Origin of the sequence: Flavobacterium quisquiliarum, from assembly GCF_019308285.1 — a bacterium.
Classification (GTDB): Bacteria; Bacteroidota; Bacteroidia; order Flavobacteriales; family Flavobacteriaceae; genus Flavobacterium; species Flavobacterium quisquiliarum.
The window spans coordinates 218,177-237,969 of sequence record NZ_WWEM01000035.1 but is presented as its reverse complement, the minus strand read 5'-3'; the positions used below and the strand labels follow the sequence as shown (position 1 = coordinate 237,969).

13 protein-coding genes are annotated in these 19,793 nt (G+C 35.5%); 4 read left to right on the top strand and 9 right to left on the bottom strand.

The genetic code is table 11. The features are described 5' to 3' along the window. Positions 1-48 precede the first annotated feature (48 nt). The gene (gene rimM, locus GSY47_RS18365) at positions 49-573 is read right to left on the bottom strand and encodes a ribosome maturation factor RimM (protein ID WP_179003907.1); all 525 of its coding nucleotides are present in this window, start codon (positions 571-573) and stop codon (positions 49-51) included. A gap of 15 nt (positions 574-588) precedes the next feature. Then, positions 589-1,149 carry a 30S ribosomal protein S16 gene (locus GSY47_RS18360; RefSeq protein WP_179003908.1) on the bottom strand — a complete coding sequence of 187 codons (561 nt, stop codon included), beginning with the start codon at positions 1,147-1,149 and terminating at the stop codon, positions 589-591. A gap of 200 nt (positions 1,150-1,349) precedes the next feature. Here GSY47_RS18360 and GSY47_RS18355 point away from each other — a divergent pair, with 200 nt between their 5' ends. Both GSY47_RS18355 and GSY47_RS18350 read left to right on the top strand, forming a co-directional pair. Then, positions 1,350-1,844, top strand: coding sequence for a DUF6252 family protein (locus GSY47_RS18355; RefSeq protein ID WP_179003909.1), 495 nt, complete (start codon positions 1,350-1,352; stop codon positions 1,842-1,844). A gap of 110 nt (positions 1,845-1,954) precedes the next feature. Next, positions 1,955-2,308, top strand: coding sequence for an RNA recognition motif domain-containing protein (locus tag GSY47_RS18350; protein ID WP_179003910.1), 354 nt, complete (start codon positions 1,955-1,957; stop codon positions 2,306-2,308). Between the two features lie 121 nt (positions 2,309-2,429). Here the strand turns inward: GSY47_RS18350 and leuB are convergent, their stop codons facing one another. From leuB to leuC, 4 genes are all read right to left on the bottom strand, one after another. Further along, positions 2,430-3,485 carry a 3-isopropylmalate dehydrogenase gene (leuB, locus tag GSY47_RS18345; protein ID WP_177211264.1) on the bottom strand — a complete coding sequence of 352 codons (1,056 nt, stop codon included), beginning with the start codon at positions 3,483-3,485 and terminating at the stop codon, positions 2,430-2,432. A gap of 109 nt (positions 3,486-3,594) precedes the next feature. Then, complete coding sequence (locus GSY47_RS18340) at positions 3,595-5,115, bottom strand: alpha-isopropylmalate synthase regulatory domain-containing protein (RefSeq protein ID WP_179003911.1); 1,521 nt, start codon at positions 5,113-5,115, stop codon at positions 3,595-3,597. A gap of 242 nt (positions 5,116-5,357) precedes the next feature. Beyond that, positions 5,358-5,954 (bottom strand): 3-isopropylmalate dehydratase small subunit, encoded by a 597-nt coding sequence (gene leuD / locus GSY47_RS18335; protein ID WP_179003912.1) that lies wholly within the window; start codon positions 5,952-5,954, stop codon positions 5,358-5,360. A gap of 114 nt (positions 5,955-6,068) precedes the next feature. Further along, positions 6,069-7,463: a 3-isopropylmalate dehydratase large subunit gene (gene leuC / locus GSY47_RS18330; protein WP_179003913.1), complete on the bottom strand. Its 1,395-nt coding sequence runs from the start codon at positions 7,461-7,463 to the stop codon at positions 6,069-6,071. 661 nt (positions 7,464-8,124) lie between these two features. On the opposite strand from leuC, the gene dnaE reads away from it, so the two are divergent. Both dnaE and GSY47_RS18320 read left to right on the top strand, forming a co-directional pair. Then, positions 8,125-12,654: a DNA polymerase III subunit alpha gene (gene dnaE, locus GSY47_RS18325; RefSeq protein ID WP_179003914.1), complete on the top strand. Its 4,530-nt coding sequence runs from the start codon at positions 8,125-8,127 to the stop codon at positions 12,652-12,654. A gap of 178 nt (positions 12,655-12,832) precedes the next feature. Continuing rightward, positions 12,833-13,753 carry an outer membrane beta-barrel protein gene (locus tag GSY47_RS18320; protein WP_179003915.1) on the top strand — a complete coding sequence of 307 codons (921 nt, stop codon included), beginning with the start codon at positions 12,833-12,835 and terminating at the stop codon, positions 13,751-13,753. 209 nt (positions 13,754-13,962) lie between these two features. On the opposite strand, the gene GSY47_RS18315 is transcribed toward GSY47_RS18320, so the two are convergent. From GSY47_RS18315 to GSY47_RS18305, 3 genes are all read right to left on the bottom strand, one after another. After that, positions 13,963-14,958, bottom strand: coding sequence for a Gfo/Idh/MocA family protein (locus GSY47_RS18315; RefSeq protein ID WP_179003916.1), 996 nt, complete (start codon positions 14,956-14,958; stop codon positions 13,963-13,965). A 238-nt stretch (positions 14,959-15,196) separates the two neighbouring features. Further along, a complete protein-coding gene (locus GSY47_RS18310; RefSeq protein WP_179003917.1) occupies positions 15,197-17,305 on the bottom strand; it encodes a prolyl oligopeptidase family serine peptidase in 2,109 nt (702 codons plus the stop codon). A 237-nt stretch (positions 17,306-17,542) separates the two neighbouring features. Then, positions 17,543-19,750 carry a TonB-dependent receptor gene (locus GSY47_RS18305; RefSeq protein WP_179003918.1) on the bottom strand — a complete coding sequence of 736 codons (2,208 nt, stop codon included), beginning with the start codon at positions 19,748-19,750 and terminating at the stop codon, positions 17,543-17,545. Positions 19,751-19,793 lie beyond the last annotated feature (43 nt).

The window sequence follows — 19,793 nt, the reverse complement described above, 5'->3', positions numbered from 1 at the left end:
ACGTTGCTATGGCTTGGAATTTGGAATTTAAGATTTGGAAATTTAAACCTAAAGATACATCTCCACAAGACCTTCAGGAAGATTCATGATAACTTTTTTGTTTTCGCGATCAATTTTCACAAGGAATTGATCAATCATTGGGACTAAAATCTCTACTTCGCCATTTAGAACTTCAAAAAGAGGCTGTGAAGAAGAGTCATTAATAGAAGTAATTTTTCCGAAAACACCTAAACGTTTGTCTTCGATTTCAAAACCAATAACTTCGTGATAGTAGAATTTGTTGCCAGTAAGTTTTGGCAACATTGATAAAGGAAGATAAATACCATTTCCAACAAGAGCATCAGCATCTTCTTCGGTATTTACATCTTCAAAACGAACTCTAAGAAAGTCGTTTTTGTGCATTGAGCTTGATTCAATAAAAAAAGGAACCAAGTGTTTGTTGTGCTCAACAAACACTGATTCCAGATTTTCGTATAACTCAGGTTCGTCTGTGTCTAAATAGATCAGAACTTCACCCTTGAAACTAAATTTTTTAGCGATTTTACCTAAATAAAAACAGTCTTCTTTACGCATTATCGCTAAGTAAAATTATGCTTCAGTTGTTTCGTTATTCTCTTCAGCAGCAGGAGCTTCTTCAGTTGCTTCAGCAACTTCTTCTGTAGCCTCAGCAGCTTGTGCAGCGGCAGCAGCTTCAGCTTGTGCAGCGGCAGCATCAGCAACACGTTTAGCGTTAACTTCTTTTTCAGCTTTTAAAGCTTTAGCTTTAACATCAGCTTGTGCTTTTGATAAACCATCTTTTTTAGCATCAACTTTTCCAGCTTTAGCCTCTAACCAAGCAGCTAATTTAGCGTCAGCTTGTTCTTGAGTTAAAGCTCCCTTACGAATACCTCCATCAAGGTGGTGTTTCAATAAAGCACCTTTGTAAGAAAGGATAGCTCTAGCAGTATCAGTTGGTTGAGCACCATTGTGTAACCATTTAACTGCGCTGTCAAGGTTTAACTCAACAGTTGCTGGGTTAGTGTTTGGATTGTAAGTACCGATTTTCTCTAAGTATCTACCATCTCTTTTTGAGCGTGCATCTGCAGCTACTACCCAGTAAAAAGGTTTTCCTTTTTTACCGTGTCTTTGTAATCTAATTTTTACTGACATAATCTAGTGATTAAATTTTGAGGTACTCGACCTCTATTAATTAAGGGCGCAAAGATATAATTTTTTTGTTAATAATGCGTTTCTAACCATATAAAATGTATATAAGATTGATTTTTATTATCTTTTGAATGTTTTTTTGGTTTATTTTAGAATAAAATTTCAAGTTAAGCGGTACTTTTGCATTAAATTCATCTTAATATATGAAGAAATATTTCTACTTTTTAGTGATTTTAACTGTTTTTGCTTCTTGTGAAGAAGATATAAAATTTAATAATCCTGCTTTTCAAACCTTAAAAGATAATACTTTTTGGAGAGCCCAAGTATATAAAGCTGGAACCGAAACGAATGGTTTTTTTATTATTGAAGGTTCTTTAGGTTATGAGCAGATAAAATTTCAGCTTTCTGAACCAGCTGAAGAAACGTTTGCCTTAGGAATAAATGATGATATAAAAGCTATTTATAAAAACACTTATAAAGGACAAGAAGCAGAATTTAGTACTGGAACAGGTAAAGGAAATGGAGAAGTTGTTGTGACAGAATATAATACGGTTGATAATACTATTTCGGGAACATTTAAATTTACAGCAGTTAATGTTAGTTCCGATGTCGAAAAACAAACAATGCATTTTTCGGAAGGTGTTTTTTATAAAATTCCAGTGGAACCGGGAGGAAACTTTGTACCTGTTAGCAATTAATCTGTTGCTTTGAACTTCATTAAATCAGAATAAAAACTTAAATAAACTCATAACATGGTAGATTAGATATAAATAAGACTACATTTGCCTCTTATTATAAATAAATATCTATGAATATTTTTGTTGGAAGCCTTCCGTTCAGTATTGAGGAAGCAGATTTAAGAGAATCTTTTGAGGTTTATGGAACAGTAGATTCTGTTAAAATTATTACTGATAAATTTACTGGAAGAAGCAAAGGTTTTGGTTTTGTAGAAATGCCAAACGATGCGGAAGCGCAAAAAGCAATTGATGAATTGAACGGTGCAACTGTTCAAGGACGTGCAATTGTAGTAAATAAATCAGAGCCAAAACCAGAAGGCGAAAGAAGAAGTTTCAATAACAACCGCAGCGGAGGAAATAATCGTGGTGGTGGTTATGGAAACAACAACCGTGGAAATGATCGCGGAAACAGAGGAGGATATTAGTATTTTTTTTCTAAAATATAAAAGGGATCAACGAAAGTTGATCCCTTTTTTTAGAGGCGCACCGCAGTGCGTCTAATATAACGAGAAGACGCACTGCGGTGCATCTCTACGATTTCTTTAATTATACATTCGCAGCTAACCAGTCACCAACTTCTTTAGTACCGTATGCTTTGCCGCCATTGGCTAAATCTTCAGTAACTACTCCAGCTTCTAAAGCTTTGTTTACAGCATCTCTCATTGCTTTTCCTTCTTCCATCAATCCGAAGTTTTCGAACATCATAGCAGCAGATAAAATAGTAGCCATTGGATTTGCTATGTTTAATCCTGTAGCTTGTGGGTAAGAACCGTGAATCGGTTCAAACAAAGATACTTCAGCTCCCATAGAAGCAGAAGGCATTAATCCCATAGAGCCAGAAATTACAGAAGCTTCATCTGTTAAAATATCTCCAAATAAGTTTTCAGTAATTAATACATCATAAGAGTTTGGCCATTGAACCAAACGCATAGCAACCGCATCAACAAATTCGTAACTAACTTCAACCTCTGGATAATCTTTTTCCATTGCCTGAACTGTTTCTCTCCATAAACGTGAAGTTTCCAAAACGTTTGCTTTGTCAACGCAGCATAATTTTTTAGAACGTGTCATTGCTAATTCGAAACCTTTTTTTGCTAAACGCTGTACTTCAGCTCTTGTGTAAACGCAATTGTCGTAAGCAGTATCTCCATTATCTTTTCTTCCTTTTTCACCAAAGTAAATCCCGCCAGTTAACTCTCTTAAGAATACTAAATCAGTTCCTTCGATTCTTTCTCTTTTTAAAGGAGATTTATCTAATAAAGAAGGGAATGTAAAAGTTGGTCTTACGTTTGCAAACAAACCTAATGCTTTACGCATTTTTAGTAAACCTTGTTCTGGTCTTACAGGTGCAGAAGGATCGTTATCATATTTAGGGTGGCCAATTGCTCCAAAAAGAACAGCATCAGCATTTTTACAAACTTCGTGTGTTGCATCTGGATAAGGCTCGCCTACAGCATCAATTGCAGCGGCACCAGTTAAAGCTGGTTTCCAAGTGATTTCATGTCCGAATTTTTTTGCAATAGCATCAGATACTTTTACAGCTTCATTTATTACTTCTGGTCCGATTCCGTCTCCGGCTAAAAGGGCTATGTTTAATTTCATTCTATATGTGTTATTAAGGTTCAAAGTGACAAAGTTGCAAAGGTTCAAAGTTTTAAAAGCAGGTAATAGACCTTTGTTGCTTTGTCACTTTGAACCTTTGTAACTATTATTAAGTTATAATGTTAAGCATTTTTTGTGTCGCAATAATCGCTGCCACAGTTTGATCTGAATCTAAACCGCGGGTTTTGAATTCTTTTCCATTGTTGACCCATGTGATAATGGTTTCGCACAAAGCGTCAGAACTACTTCCTGGAGGGATTCTTACTGCATAATCGATCAATTTTGGAAGTGTTAATTTTTTGCTTTTGTAAATCTTGGATAAAGCATTCATAAAAGCATCAAACTGACCGTCTCCTTGTGCGTTTTCTTCGATTATTTCTCCGTTTAAATTTAAAGATAAAGTCGTAGATGGTCGCATTCCTTTAGAATGAACCAGCATGTAAGAATTTATAGTAATTTTTTCTTCATAAGTATGACTGTCCAAAACATCTGAAATAATGTATGGAAGATCTTCTTTTGTTACGGTTTCTTTTTTGTCGCCTAGTTCGATAATTCTTTGGGTAACCAATTTCAAATCTTCGTTGTTTAGTTTTAAACCTAATTCCTGAAGATTTTTTTCAATATTGGCTTTTCCAGAAGTCTTTCCTAGGGCATATTTTCTTTTTCTTCCAAAACGTTCTGGAAGCAAATCATTAAAATAAAGATTGTTTTTGTTGTCTCCATCAGCATGAATTCCGGCTGTTTGAGTAAAAACATTATCTCCTACAATTGGCTTATTCGCAGGAATTCTATATCCAGTAAAAGTTTCAACAAGCTTACTTACAGAATATAAAGACGTTTCCTTAACATTGATTTTTACTTCTGGCAAATAATCGTTAATTACTGCAACAGTGCTTTCAAGTGGCGCATTTCCTGCACGTTCTCCCATTCCGTTTACCGTTACATGAAGCCCGTTTATTCCCGCTTTTATGGCTTCCATAACATTCGCAATACTTAAATCGTAATCGTTGTGTGCATGGAAATCAAAATGAATGTTTGGATATTTTGCTCTGATTTTTGATATAAATTCAAAAGTCAGAGACGGAATTAAAACACCTAAAGTATCAGGAAGTAAAACTCTTTTTATTGGCTGTGTTGCTAAGAAATCAAGAAACTGAAAAACATAATCTTGAGAATTTCGCATTCCGTTGCTCCAGTCTTCCAGGTAAACATTGGTTTCAATATTGTTTTCTTTAGCTAAAGAAATGATTTGAGCAATTTCGGAAAAATGCTGTTCTGGAGTTTTTTTTAATTGATGCTTTAAGTGATTCATTGAGCCTTTGGTCAACAAATTCTGCACTTTGGCACCGGCTTTTTTCATCCAGTCAATTGAAACACCACCGTCAACAAACGTCAGCACTTCAATTCTGTTGATGTAGCCACGTTCTTCGGCCCATGAAGTAATGCCTTTTACAGCCTGAAATTCTCCTTCGCTTACGCGTGCCGAAGCAATTTCGATTCTATCAATATTTAATTCCTCCAACAACAATTGCGCAATGGTTAGTTTTTCTGCAGCAGAAAATGATACTCCTGAGGTTTGTTCACCATCACGGAGTGTCGTATCCATTATTTCAATTTTTCTTTTTTCCATATTGATATTTCTAATTTCTAACTGTTTGAATGTAACAGATAAACATATTCTATTTTTTTGACGCTGATTTTACGGATTCGCTTTGCGAAGACGCTGATAAAACGGATTTTTTTATTAAAATAAAATCTGCGTTAATCCGCGTTTTTGCGATAGCAAATCTGTTTTACCCGCGTTCTATATTCTAGAAAGACCCGACTGGTTTTTGAAGCCTGCCGGGTCTAATAGACTAAATGGTATTGCTATTAGTAAGGAAGTTTATCGGCGAAAGCCTTAATATCTTCTTTCATGTTTTGTAAATAATCAATATCGTCAAAGCCATTAATCATGTTATTTTTTTTGTAACCGTTAATAGCGAATGATTCTTGTTCACCAGTTGACAATAAAGTAATCGTTTGGTTTGGAAGATTGATTTCTAATTCTGTTTTTGGATCAGCTTCGATAGCTTTGAAAATATTAGCCAAAAATTCTGGGCTGATTTGTACTGGCAAAACACCAATATTTAAACAATTTCCTTTGAAGATATCAGCAAAGAAACTAGAAACTACAGCACGGAATCCATAATCGTAAACCGCCCAAGCAGCGTGCTCTCTTGAAGATCCTGAACCGAAGTTTTTTCCTCCAACAAGAATTTTTCCACTGTAAGTTGGATTGTTTAAAACGAAATCTGATTTTGGAGTATCGTCTCCATTGTATCTCCAGTCTCTAAAAAGGTTGTCTCCAAAACCTTCACGTTTTGTAGCTTTTAAGAAACGAGCCGGAATGATTTGATCTGTATCTACGTTCTCAATTGGCAACGGCACTGCGCTGCTAGTAAGTATGTTAAATTTATCGTATGCCATTTTAATTTTAGATTTTTGGATTTTAGATTTTAGATTTTCTGAAAATGAGAATCTATATTAAATCTAAAAACAATTTTATTGAATTTTTGAAATTGTTATTGCCATCGTCATTGACTAGAACAGTTCTCTTGGATCTGTTAGTTTTCCTGTAACAGCAGCTGCAGCAGCCATAATTGGACTTGCTAATAAAGTTCTTGAACCAGGACCTTGACGACCTTCAAAGTTTCTGTTTGAAGTACTTACTGCATATTTACCAGCAGGAACTTTATCGTCGTTCATTGCTAAACAAGCAGAACAACCCGGCTGACGTAATACGAAACCAGCTTCTGTCAGAATATCTAAAATACCTTCTTCTTTAATCTGAGCTTCAACAACGTGAGAACCCGGAACTAACCAAGCGGTAACATTATCTGCTTTTTTTCTTCCTTTTACAATTTCAGCGAAAGCTCTAAAATCTTCAATACGTCCGTTTGTACAACTTCCTAAGAAAACATAATCGATTTGTTTTCCGATCATTACGTCATCTTCGTTGAAGCCCATATAAGCTAAAGATTTTTTGTAAGTTTCCTCACCACCTTCAACTTGGTTTGCACTTGGGATATGTTTTGTGATACCAATTCCCATTCCTGGGTTAGTACCATAAGTAATCATTGGTTCGATATCTTCGGCTTTGATGTTTAATTCAGCATCAAACACAGCATCAGCATCTGTTTTAAGAGTTTTCCAGTATTCAACAGCTTTTGTCCAAGCTTCTCCTTTTGGAGCGTATAGTCTTCCTTCAAGGAAGTCGAAAGTAGTTTGGTCAGGAGCAATCATTCCTCCACGAGCACCCATTTCGATACTTAAGTTGCAAACTGTCATACGGCCTTCCATAGTCATGTTTTCAAAAACATCACCAGCATATTCAACAAAATATCCTGTACCTCCAGAAGTAGTTAATTGAGCAATAATATAAAGTGCAACGTCTTTTGGACCAACACCTTTGCTCAATTTACCATTTACATTGATACGCATTTTCTTTGGTTTAGGCTGCATGATACATTGCGTAGAAAGTACCATTTCAACCTCAGATGTTCCAATACCAAAAGCGATAGCTCCAAAAGCACCGTGAGTAGACGTATGCGAATCTCCACATACAATAGTAGCACCTGGCAAAGTAATTCCGTTTTCAGGGCCAACTACGTGTACAATTCCATTTTTTTGGTGACCTAATCCCCAGTGCGAAATTCCGTATTCGTTAGCGTTATCTTCAAGAGCTTGAAGCTGATTAGCAGAAAGCGGATCTTGAACTGGTAAATGTTGGTTTATGGTTGGTGTATTGTGGTCGGCAGTTGCAAAAGTACGCTGTGGGTATAAAACGTTAACGCCTCTTGATTTTAATCCTAAAAAAGCAACAGGACTCGTAACTTCATGAATGAAATGGCGGTCAATAAAAAACACATCTGGCCCATCTTCAATTTTACGCACTACATGTGAATCCCATACTTTGTCAAATAATGTCTTACTCATTTTTTATTTTTTTTAATTGTAATTTCTATAACCACAGCAATTCCCTGTTCATTATAATAGCAAAACAAAAGTAAAAAAAGATCAAAAAGCGTCAATTTCGATATTTCATTATATACGATACCCAAACTAATTTACAAATTGCGAAACCGCTTTTGTAGATTAAATTTTGACAGAAAAATGATTAAGAAACGGATTTGCTTTTTCTTTTTCGGCTTTAATTTTTCTTGTTTGTTTTTTGTTTTAATAGTTTGCAAATTTATCTCAAAATCAATATAAAATATAAGAATTTGATTGAAAAAATCTAACAAAATGGATAAAAATAGTAATAATTGTTAGTTTTGAAATCTTTGCAAAAAGAATGCTTTTGGCGTTTTTTAAAGCCTTTAAAGGAGTTTTTTGAGTATTATTTAGATTCAATAAAAGATCAAAATACTACGACATCCAAGAGGTGTATTTTTGTGAAATTTCATGAATTTTAAGAGAAAATCTGATGAATAAATAAGAATGTCGTTTTAAGAATTTATCCGTTTTCAATCTCCAAAAAAAGCGTAAATTTGAACTTCCTCCAAAATTCATAGAGCAATTTTTTACACTCCATATAATCAGGTGTTTATATTGGAAAAGCCTTGGATTTGGAGTTTAATTTTTGTATTTTCATTCTATGTATTTAATATTCGATACCGAAACAACCGGATTACCAAAACGCTGGGATGCCCCAATAACCGATTCTGATAACTGGCCCCGCTGTATACAAATTGCGTGGCAGCTTCATGATGAGATGGGACAGCTTATTGAGCATCAGGATTATTTGGTAAAACCAGAAGGATTTAATATTCCGTATGATGCTGAACGTATTCACGGAATCTCAACTGAATTGGCTGAAGCCGATGGAATCACTTTGGCCGAAGTTTTAGAGAAATTCAATATTGCCTTAAGCAAAACCAAATTTATCGTTGGACAAAATTTAGGTTTTGACGTTAATATTATGGGAGCGGAATTCCATAGATTGGGAGTGGAGTCTCAAATGAGTTCTATGCCGGTTCTGGATACTTGTACCGAAGTTACCGCTTCGTTATTGCAGCTTCCTGGAGGTCGTGGAGGAAAATTCAAACTTCCAACTTTGACCGAATTACACAGCTATCTTTTCGATCAGCCTTTCGCGGAAGCGCATAACGCAACTGCCGACGTTGAGGCAACTACGCGTTGTTTCTTGGAATTGGTTAGAAGGGAAGTTTTTACTAAAGAAGAATTAGACGTTCCGAAGGAATATTTCAAAGATTTTCAAGAACAAAATCCAGAACCTTTTAAATTAATTGGTTTAAAACACATCAATTTAAAAGCAGCTTCTGATAAAATCAGAGAGCAACTTAAAGCTTTAGCCGGAGAAGGCAAGGAGACGGTTGTTTCAGAAGAAGATAAAGCCGATTTTAAAGCAGCAAAATTTGCGCATTTGCACAATCATACGCAGTTTTCAGTACTTCAATCGACTATCGGAATTGGGAATATTGTTGCGGCATCAGCTAAAAACGGAATGCCGGCCGTAGCCATGACTGATACCGGAAACATGATGGGAGCTTTTCATTTTGTGAGCGCTGTTATGAACCACAACAAAGCGGCTTCTGGAAAAAATAAAGCTCTAGTTGAAGCTGGAGAGGAACCAACAGAAACCGAAGTGAAGCCAATTGTTGGTTGCGAATTTAATATCTGCGAAAATCATTTAGATAAAAGCAAAAAAGACAATGGTTATCAAGTTGTTTTGATGGCTAAAAATAAAGCGGGTTACCATAACTTGGCCAAAATGGCTTCGATTGCTTACACCGACGGATTTTATTATGTTCCGAGAATTGACCGCAGGATTGTGGAACAATACAAAGGAGATATCATGGTTTTGTCTGGGAATTTATACGGAGAAATTCCGAGTAAAATCTTGAACATTGGAGAAAACCAAGCCGAAGAAGCGTTGATTTGGTGGAAAGAACAATTTGGCGAAGATTTCTATCTGGAAGTAATGCGCCACAATCAAGAGGATGAAAATCGTGTAAACAAAACCCTGATTGAGTTTTCGAAAAAACACGATGTCAAATTAATTGCTACCAATAATACTTATTATTTAAATAAAGAAGATGCCAATGCACACGATATTTTACTTTGTGTAAAAGATGGTGAAAAGCAGGCAACACCTATTGGACGTGGACGTGGTTACCGCTACGGACTTCCAAATCAGGAATACTATTTTAAGTCGCAAGACGAGATGAAAAAACTCTTTGCAGATTTGCCAGAAGCCATTATCAATATTCAGGAAATTATTGATAAGGTGGAAGGATATTCATTGTATCGAGATGTATTGCTTCCGAAATTCGAAATTCCTGACGAATTTATGGTTCCCGAAGATGAAGAAGACGGTGGTGTACGTGGAGAAAATAAATACCTGAGACACCTTACTATGGAAGGTGCCAAAAGAAGATATGGCGAAATTACCGAATCGATTCAGGAGCGTTTGGATTTTGAGTTAATGACGATTTCAAACTCAGGATATCCAGGTTATTTCCTAATTGTACAGGATTTCATCGCCGAAGCAAGAAAAATGGATGTATCGGTTGGTCCAGGACGTGGATCTGCAGCGGGTTCTGCCGTTGCATACTGTCTCGGAATTACCAATATTGACCCAATTAAATACGACTTGCTTTTTGAGCGTTTCCTAAATCCTGACCGTGTATCGATGCCCGATATTGATATCGACTTTGATGATGAGGGTCGTGGACGTGTAATGGATTACGTAATCAACAAATACGGTCAAAAACAGGTTGCGCAGATTATCACTTATGGTAAAATGGCAACCAAATCGGCAATTCGTGATACGGCACGTGTATTGGATTTACCTTTATTTGAAGCCGATAGAATCGCAAAACTGATTCCAGGAATGATGCCTTCAAAATGGAATCTGGCGCGTTTTATTTCGGAGAGTGAAGAAGAAGTCAAAAAAGCCCTTCGTTCGGACGAATTTGATAATGTAAAAGAATTAATCGCCATTGCCAATGAAGATGATTTGGCTGGAGAAACCATTCAGCAAGCAAAAATCCTTGAAGGATCAATGCGTAATACGGGAATTCACGCCTGCGGGGTAATCATTACACCATCGGATATTACGAATTACGTTCCGGTTACCACTGCAAAAGATTCGGATTTATATGTAACGCAGTTTGACAACTCGGTTGCTGAAAGTGCCGGATTGTTGAAAATGGACTTCTTGGGTCTGAAGACTCTTACGCTGATAAAAGATACCGTAAAACTTGTAAAATACAGAACAGGAATTGATCTGGATCCCGATACTTTCCCAATTGACGATGAAGAAACGTATGCGCTTTTCCAAAGAGGAGAAACTGTTGGAATCTTCCAATATGAGTCACCTGGAATGCAGAAATACATGAAAGATCTTAAACCAACGGTTTTTGGAGATTTAATTGCCATGAACGCATTATATCGTCCGGGACCTTTGGAGTATATTCCGTCTTTCGTTCGAAGAAAAAATGGCGACGAGGAAATTAAATACGATTTAGATGCCTGTGCCGAATATTTATCTGAAACCTACGGAATTACCGTTTATCAAGAGCAGGTAATGCTTTTGTCTCAGTCTTTGGCAGGATTTACAAAGGGTGAGGCCGACGTTTTGCGTAAAGCGATGGGTAAGAAACAAAAAGACGTACTAGATAAAATGAAGCCAAAGTTTGTTGAACAAGCTGCAGCAAAAGGTCACGATGCAAAGGTTCTAGAGAAAATCTGGAAAGACTGGGAAGCTTTTGCGAGTTACGCCTTCAACAAATCGCACTCGACTTGTTATGCTTGGATTGCCTACCAAACAGCTTATTTGAAAGCGCATTATCCTGCCGAATATATGGCAGCGGTACTTTCGAATAACATGAACGATATCAAACAAGTTTCTTTCTTCATGGAAGAATGTAAACGTATGGGATTACAAGTTCTTGGACCAGATGTAAACGAATCATACTATAAATTTACCGTAAACGATGACTACGCAGTTCGTTTCGGAATGGGAGCGATTAAAGGTGTAGGTTCTGGAGCGGTTGAAACCATTGTAGAAAACAGAAAAGACGGAAGATATAAATCAATTTTTGATTTGGCAAAGCGAATTGATTTGCGTGCGGCTAACAAAAAAGCGATTGAAAACTTAGCATTGGCTGGAGGTTTTGATTCATTTGAAGGAACAACAAGAGCGCAATATTTCCATGATGATGGAGACGGAATTACATTCTATGAAAAAGCGATGCGTTACGGATCGAAGTTTCAGGAAAATGAAAACTCTTCTCAGGTAAGTTTATTTGGAGAAGCCAGTGAAGTACAAATCGCAGAACCAGTTGTGCCTCCGTGTGAAGATTGGAGTACAATGGAAAAATTAGCCAAAGAAAAAGAGGTTGTAGGGATCTATATTTCAGGGCATCCGCTTGATGATTTTAGATTCGAGATGAAATACTTTTGCAACGCTCGTTTAGAAGCCTTAAAAAGCATGAATGAATATGTTGGAAAGAATTTACATTTTGCTGGAATTATAAATAACGTACAGCATCGTGTAGCCAAAAATGGAAAAGGCTGGGCGGCATTCAATTTAGAAGGTTATGACGAAAGTTACGAGTTTAAGATTTTTGGAGAAGAATATCTGAAATTCCGCCATTTCTTAATTCAGAACAATTTTGCCTTTTTGAAAATTTTGATAAAAGACGGATGGGTAAATCATGACACAGGTAAAAAATCAGATCCTAGAATGCAGTTTGTAGAGATTCGTCAACTGCAGGATATTTTAGAAGCTTTCGCTAAAAAATTAATCTTGTTGCTGAACATCAAGGATCTGCATCCAGAGTTTATTCATAAATTGAGTCATTTATTTGCTGAAAATAAAGGTGATAATTCTGTGACTTTTGAAATCATGGAATTAGAAAAGATCAAGAAATTGGTCGAAGTAGAAACTCCAACAGATTTTGAAACCGACGATGCTGTTTTTGAAGCTGAAAATGAGGATAGTGCGATGGAGGACACTAAGATTCAAGAGGTAAATGAAGTTGAAGAGATAAAAGTTGTAACCAAATTAACGATGCCGAGTCGTCGTATAAAGGTCAAAATTTCAGCTGAATTGTTGCAGGAATTGGAGAAAATGCAGATTAATTTTAAATTGAACTAAAAAATTAACAGTTAAATTTTAAACACATGTTAATTTTTTATGTTAAAAATATGCACGCATAATACTTTTTTAGTAATATTGCTCAAAATTACAACGATTTCGTTCCAAGTCTAACTTTACAAATTGTAAGAATGTGTTTAATGTTCTAAGTTTGTATAAATCAATTAAACCAAGAATTATGAAAAAGAACCTATTTTTATTAGGATTATTAGTTTGCTCAATGACCATGATGGCGCAAACAGAAAAAGCAGACAAACCAGAAAGCTGGTATTTTAAATTAGGTGGATCTTACTTTAACCAAACAGCTTCTACTGAGTTTCCAACAGTTGGAGGAAATCCAGCTTTAGATAGAACTTACGTAGGTGGGAAATTAGTTTCTGAGAAAAGTGTTACAGGTTCATTTGGACAAGGTTTTAGAACTGGTGTAACGGCGGGATACCGCTTCTCAACACGTTTAGGAGTTGAGTTAGGAGTAAATTACTATACAAGTAATGATAAGAAAATGGCGCAAACTACTACAGATGCAATTTTTGTTTCGGGAGGAAAGCCTGTTTATAATTTTAAATCGGTTGGTCAAATTACAGCATTTGATCTTGCTCCGGCACTTGTAATGTTTTTAGGTGAAGCTCATGGTTTTGAGCCATATACTAAAGTTGGCGTTTTAGTTCCAGTTCATGGTGATTTAGAAATTACTACTGATGCAATCGTACCAACAGGTGTTGCTAATCCTGCAACTGCTGCTGTTCATAGTGTAGATAAAGTTAAGCCAAATCCAACTATTGGTTTTTCAGCTGCTTTAGGTACTTCTTACAAGTTAGGAAAACATATTTCTGCTTTTGCTGAATTAGAATATCGCAACTTTACTGTTCACGGGAAAACAAAAGAAACTACTGAGTTTAAAATGAATGGTCAAGATGCTTTAGCGACTAGAACTACAGCTCAAATCCATACAAATTACAGAGACAGATTAGATGTGAATTCGAATAATGCAGCAACAAATCCAAATGGTGTTGATTCAACAAAACCAACAGATGAATTAAGCTCTTACGTTGGAATTTCTGGTTTAGGATTAACTTTAGGTATCAAATACAGCCTATAATTTTATTCCGTTATTATAGTTTTAAAAAAGAGGATATTCGAAAGAATATCCTCTTTTATTTTAAATCATTTTCTATGAATTGCCTCCTGCTTTAGCTGGAGGTTTTAATAGATTTGGAAGGGAAAGGGCTTTAGCCGAACATTTTTTTGGCTAAAGCCTTTGCTTATTGAAATTTTAATTCCTCCAGCTAAAGCAGGAGGCAATTCATATTATTTAGAAGACTTTCTAAACTCCTTCAAAACCTGATCAATAACCCAAGTTGTTCTTGAACCCGAAATACCTTTTGATGGAGATGCATTTTCTTTTCCTAATAATTCAGCTATTACAGTTTCTATAAACGGCTGTTGAATGTGTAACGGATTTTCTATAGTAATACTCTCTTTTTCTCCATTTGCATATTGAATATGAATTGGATCATTTCCAAAAGTGGAGAATGAAATTTTTCCTTTATCGCCTACAATTTCAGTGTTATCATAGCGTTCAAAACTTGCAAAATTCCAGATTCCAGATCCGTGAATTCCGTTTTCAAATAAGAATGACATTGAAACGGCATCTTCAGCAGGATAAGCTTTTAATTGAGATGTTGCATGACCGCGAACAGATTTTATTGGTCCTAAAACAAAATCAAGAAAATCTAAAGTGTGACAAGCCAAATCAACAAAGATTCCTCCGCCTGAAATATGTGGTAAAACGGTCCATGGAAGATTAATTTCATCATCATAACGTGCTTCGAACGGATGGTACAAAACACAGTTTACATGTCTGATTACTCCAAGTTTGCCTTTGTCGATTAATTCTTTTATTTTTAGAAAACGAGGTAAGGCTCTTCTGTAATAAGCAACAAACAAAGGAACATTATGCTCTTTACAAACACTAATCATTTCGTTGCATTCCTCAAAAGTTAATGCCATTGGTTTTTCTACATAAACTGGTTTTCCAGCTTTGGCACACAAAATAGTATATTCTTTATGAGAAGATGGAGGAGTGGCAATATAAACTGCATCAACTTCTGGATCATTTATTAAATCAATTGCATTCGAATACCATTTTGGAACATTATGGCGTTTGGCGTAATCTTCCGCTAATGCAGCGTCTCGGCGCATCACGGCGACTAAAGCAGAATTTGGAGCTTTTTGAAATGCTGGGCCGCTTTTTACTTCGGTTACATTACCGCAGCCAATAATTCCCCATTTTATAATTTTCATGGTTTAAGTTTTAAGTTTCTCAAATTTAGTGTAAATGGTTTATTTAAAAAAGTTAGCCACAAATTCACGAATTTATTTCAAGCAGATTAAAAATGATTTAAGCAGATGCACAGAGATTTTTATTAATTAAAGCAGCTTAAATCTGCAAAAAAATGCGAAATCTGCGTGAAACAAAAAAAGCCACGATATTCAGAAATAAATTCGTGAATTCGTGGCTAAAAAAAAATAGCTTAAAGGTTTACTTTTTAGGCAAAGCTTTAAAACCCATATTGTAAAGCGTGAAAGCCTGAATGTCTACATTTTCTTGAATTGTAGCCGCAACAGATTTTCCTGCACCGTGACCTGCTTTAACATCAATTCTAATTAAAACTGGATTGTCTCCTGCTTGTTTTTCCTGTAATTCAGAAGCAAATTTGAAACTATGAGCTGGAACCACACGATCGTCGTGATCTCCAGTTGTTACCATTGTTGCAGGGTAATGTGTTCCTTTTTTAACGTTATGAACAGGAGAATATCCTTTTAAATACTCAAACATTTCTTTGTTATCCTGAGCAGTCCCATAATCAAATGCCCATCCAGCACCTGCAGTAAATGCATTGTAACGAAGCATATCCATAACTCCAACAGCTGGTAAAGCTACTTTCATTAAGTCAGGACGTTGTGTCATTGTTGCGCCAACTAATAATCCTCCATTAGAGCCTCCACGAATAGCTAAATAATCTGAAGAAGTATATTTTTGAGCAATTAGATATTCCGCAGCAGCGATAAAATCATCAAATACATTTTGTTTCTGAAGTTTAGTTCCTGCATTATGCCATTTTTTCCCATATTCACCACCACCTCTTAAATTGGCAACAGCATAAACTCCTCCGTTTTCCATCCAAACCGCATTTGCAATGCTGAAACTTGGTGTTAAACTAACATTGAATCCGCCATAACCATATAAAATTGTTGGGTTTTTGCCATCTAGTTTTGTTCCTTTTTTATAGGTAATAATCATTGGAACTTTAGTGCCGTCTTTTGAAGTATAAAATACTTGTTTTGATTCATAATCTTCGCTTTTGAAATCTACTTTTGGTTTCTGATAAATTTCAGATTTGCCTGATTTTGGTTCAAAAGAATAAATACTTCCTGGAGTCGTGTAGTTGGCAAAACTGTAATACAAAATCTTTTCTTCTTTTTTTCCGCCAAAACCACCAGCAGTTCCTACAGCAGGAAGTTTTATTTCACGAATTAATTTTCCGTTATAATCATATTGTAATACAAGTGAAACAGCATCTTTTGTATAATTAGCAAAAAAGTATCCAGCGCCAGTTGAAGGGGTCAATACGTTTTCAGTTTCTTTTATGAAATCTTTCCAGTTTTCTGGTTTCGGATTTGACACATCAACGGTTACAATACGCTTATTAGGTGCATTAAAATCTGTTTCAATAAATAGTTTACTGCCTTCGTTTTCAATTACATTACTATCACTATTAAAGTTGTCAACGATTGTAACAATTGGGCTATTCGGTTTAGTCAGATCTTTAATATATAGCTCATTCCCATAAGTTGAATTAGCTGCAGTAATAATCAAGTAACGATCATCCTCAGTAACATAACCACCAACATATCTTCTTTTTTGGTCTGCACCAAAAATTACTTTGTCTTCTTTTTGAGAAGTTCCCAGTTTGTGGAAATATAATTTATGCTGATCTGTTTTGGCAGACAATTCACTTCCTTTGGGTTTGTCATAGCTAGAGTAATAAAATCCTTCATTTTTGTACCATGATACGCCACTGAATTTAACATCAACTAAAGTATCTTCTAAAACCTTTTTAGACAGAGCATCAATAATAATAACTTTTCTCCAGTCGCTTCCGCCTTCTGAAATAGAATAAGCTGCTTTATTTCCGTCTTTAGAAAAATTTAAACCTCCAAGAGAAGTAGTTCCGTCTTTAGAGAAAGTATTTGGATCAAGGAAAATTTCATCTTTTCCATCTTTTCCTTTTCTATATACTACAGATTGATTCTGAAGTCCGTTGTTTTTAGAATAATAGGTAAATTTTCCTTCTGTAAATGGAGCGCCAATTTTTTCATAGTTCCAAAGCTTCTCCATTCGTTTTTTAAGTTCATTGCGAAAAGGAATTTTATCTAAATAAGCATACGTTACATCATTTTCAGCTTTTACCCAAGTACCAGTCTCGGCAGATTTATCATCTTCAAGCCAACGGTAAGGATCGCTTACTTTGGTGTCAAAATATATATCAACAGTTTCGCCTTTTTTGGTTTCGGGATATTTGATTTTGTTTTGTGCAAATGAAATTCCTGCAGTTGTGATTGCCATTAATAAAAAAGTTTTTTTCATAGTTAGTTTTTATCTGTTGTAACAAAAATAGCACTTTTTGTGAGATTGGTATGTTATTAACCGCAAAGTGCGCAAAGAGTTTACACAAAGCACGCAAAATTAATCTCGCAAAGCCGCAGAAGCGTAAAGTTTTAAAATTTCTTTGCGACTTGGCGTCTTTGCGAGATTCTTTTAATCGTTATTTTATAAAATAAAACTTAGCGAACCTTGCGCAATACTTTGCGGTTAAATAAAATTTTACAAGTTGAAATTAACACCTAAAACGATGTTTCTTCCAATATTTGGAATACCGTCTGTTTTCAATCTTGAAAGGTGTGCAATATATTTTTTATCAAATAAATTGTTTCCGTTTAAGTTAATGTCGAAAGCAGTTTTACCTAGTTTTACTGTTCCTCCAAAACCAAGATTTACTAAAGTATATCCTTTAGAAGCTGTTTCAAAACCGCTCACATTATCCTGACTGAAAGTTGAAGAAACATTTAATGAAGCAAAACCTTCGCTTAGCCAATTTTTGATGTTAAATTCAGTTCTAAGAGTGTTGTTCCAATTGTTGGCAGGAATTAATGGAAGATAATCTTTATTCTCTTTTTTACCAGTAACCGTTTCAAAACTTGTTTCAAAATGCAACCAGTCTAATGGGTGCGGATGAAAGTGTAATCCAACTTCACCTCCGTACAATTGAGCATTATCTTGAACATAAGCAAAAACATCATTGTCCTCTAAAACTTCTCCTGTTGGAGATGTGTAGATATAATTGTTTACATGATTATAAAATCCGTTTACGAAAAATTCGAAATGAGTGTTCTTATATTCTAAATTCAAATCAGTTTGAACATTTTGTTCTGTTTTCAGATTTGCATTTCCAATTTCGTATCTATTAGTTCCTTCATGAACACCATTTGAAGTTAATTCTGCCAAATTTGGAGCTCTAAATCCTGTAGCAACATTTAAACGAAGAGTCAATGGTTCAGCCAATTTTGTTTTATAACCTAAAGAAGCATTAAAACTGTCGAAAGATCTGTCAAGTGGCAGAAAATATCCTTCTTCACCTTCAGTTCCGTGTTCGATTGAAGTAATGTTTCTATTATCAAATCGTAATCCAGCTTGCAAAACGCTGTTGTCCCATTCGTAATTTGCCGTTCCAAAAACACCAAAATCGTTTGTCGTAGCATCTGGAATTAAATATTCTTCTCCCGAATTTTTATTCGTTTGATGCATTCCCTGAACCCCTACAATAGTTTCGATTTTTCCGAATTTAGGAAAATGATATTTAACATTGTAGTTAAAAGTATTCAATTTCATATGAAGAGAAGCTTCGTTGCTGTCTTCAAATTCGCTTCTGTCATTGGCAATGTAACCTAAATCAACATCCAATTTTGAGTTTTCAAAAAAGATAACGTTGTTTAAACTCAACAAATGATTGAAAATTCCTTGTCTTGGAAACTGTGTGTCTTTGCTTGAGGATTGTGCAGCAATTCCATCTTCAGGAATTCCAATGTCCAGTTTGTTGTAATTGTATCTTAAAACACTAGAAAAAGTGGAGTTGCTGTATCCAATTCCAGTTTTAAAATCAGTTTCGTTATAACGTGAGTTTGTTACACGGTCACCGTCAGCAATTTTGTAGTCAGAATGGGTGTTGTAACTTCCGCGAGCTAAAAATTTCCAGTTATCTGTAGAAGTTTTTAATCCGATAGAAGAATTGCTTCCTTGTGTATTGGTAAAATATTTTTGACTGAAATTAGCTTTAAAGTCGCCTGCATCAGCAAATTTTTCAGGATTAAAATACAAAACCCCACCCAAAGCATCAGAGCCATATAATAAAGAAGCTGGCCCTTTAATCACTTCAACACTTTCGATTCCGGCATCATTTAAGCCTAAACCATGCTCGTCTCCAAACTGCTGATTTTCAATGCGAACTCCTTGAGAATATACTAAAACACGATTCCCGCTAAGCCCACGAATTACAGGTTTTCCAATAGAAGTTCCGGTTGAAATTTGTGAAACTCCGGGAATTGTCGCCAAACCTTCAATTAAAGTTGAGGTTCCTTTTTGCTGTAATGTTTTGATGCTTTCGTGTTCAATTTTCATTACGTTCTGCGATTGTAATTTATTAAATGGAGTAGAAACCACTACTTCGTCCATCTCTAAAATTGATTCTTCAAGAGTAATATCTAAAGTATTTTGCTTCAGTAATTTTGAGATAGTTTTATTCTGATTGGCATATCCAACATAAGTAAAAGCAAGTCTAAGACTTCCGTTTGGAAGATTATTTAATTCGTACTTTCCGTTTGCATCTGTAGTGGTTCCTTTGTGAATTTCAGGTGCATAAACAGAAACACCAGGCAATGGATTATTTTGATTGTCGGTTACAATACCAGAAACCGAATTTTGAGCAGAAAGAATGCCCGAAAACCCTAAAACAAGGGCAATTATAAATTTTTTCATTTGAAAATGATACTATAGTTAAATTGATTTTTTCTTCGAATAA

Coding starts and splice junctions, on each gene's coding strand:
- rimM (WP_179003907.1), bottom strand. CDS start 573: ATGCGTAAAGAAGACTGTTTTTATTTAGGTAAAATCGCTAAAAAATTT.
- GSY47_RS18360 (WP_179003908.1), bottom strand. CDS start 1,149: ATGTCAGTAAAAATTAGATTACAAAGACACGGTAAAAAAGGAAAACCT.
- GSY47_RS18355 (WP_179003909.1), top strand. CDS start 1,350: ATGAAGAAATATTTCTACTTTTTAGTGATTTTAACTGTTTTTGCTTCT.
- GSY47_RS18350 (WP_179003910.1), top strand. CDS start 1,955: ATGAATATTTTTGTTGGAAGCCTTCCGTTCAGTATTGAGGAAGCAGAT.
- leuB (WP_177211264.1), bottom strand. CDS start 3,485: ATGAAATTAAACATAGCCCTTTTAGCCGGAGACGGAATCGGACCAGAA.
- GSY47_RS18340 (WP_179003911.1), bottom strand. CDS start 5,115: ATGGAAAAAAGAAAAATTGAAATAATGGATACGACACTCCGTGATGGT.
- leuD (WP_179003912.1), bottom strand. CDS start 5,954: ATGGCATACGATAAATTTAACATACTTACTAGCAGCGCAGTGCCGTTG.
- leuC (WP_179003913.1), bottom strand. CDS start 7,463: ATGAGTAAGACATTATTTGACAAAGTATGGGATTCACATGTAGTGCGT.
- dnaE (WP_179003914.1), top strand. CDS start 8,125: ATGTATTTAATATTCGATACCGAAACAACCGGATTACCAAAACGCTGG.
- GSY47_RS18320 (WP_179003915.1), top strand. CDS start 12,833: ATGAAAAAGAACCTATTTTTATTAGGATTATTAGTTTGCTCAATGACC.
- GSY47_RS18315 (WP_179003916.1), bottom strand. CDS start 14,958: ATGAAAATTATAAAATGGGGAATTATTGGCTGCGGTAATGTAACCGAA.
- GSY47_RS18310 (WP_179003917.1), bottom strand. CDS start 17,305: ATGAAAAAAACTTTTTTATTAATGGCAATCACAACTGCAGGAATTTCA.
- GSY47_RS18305 (WP_179003918.1), bottom strand. CDS start 19,750: ATGAAAAAATTTATAATTGCCCTTGTTTTAGGGTTTTCGGGCATTCTT.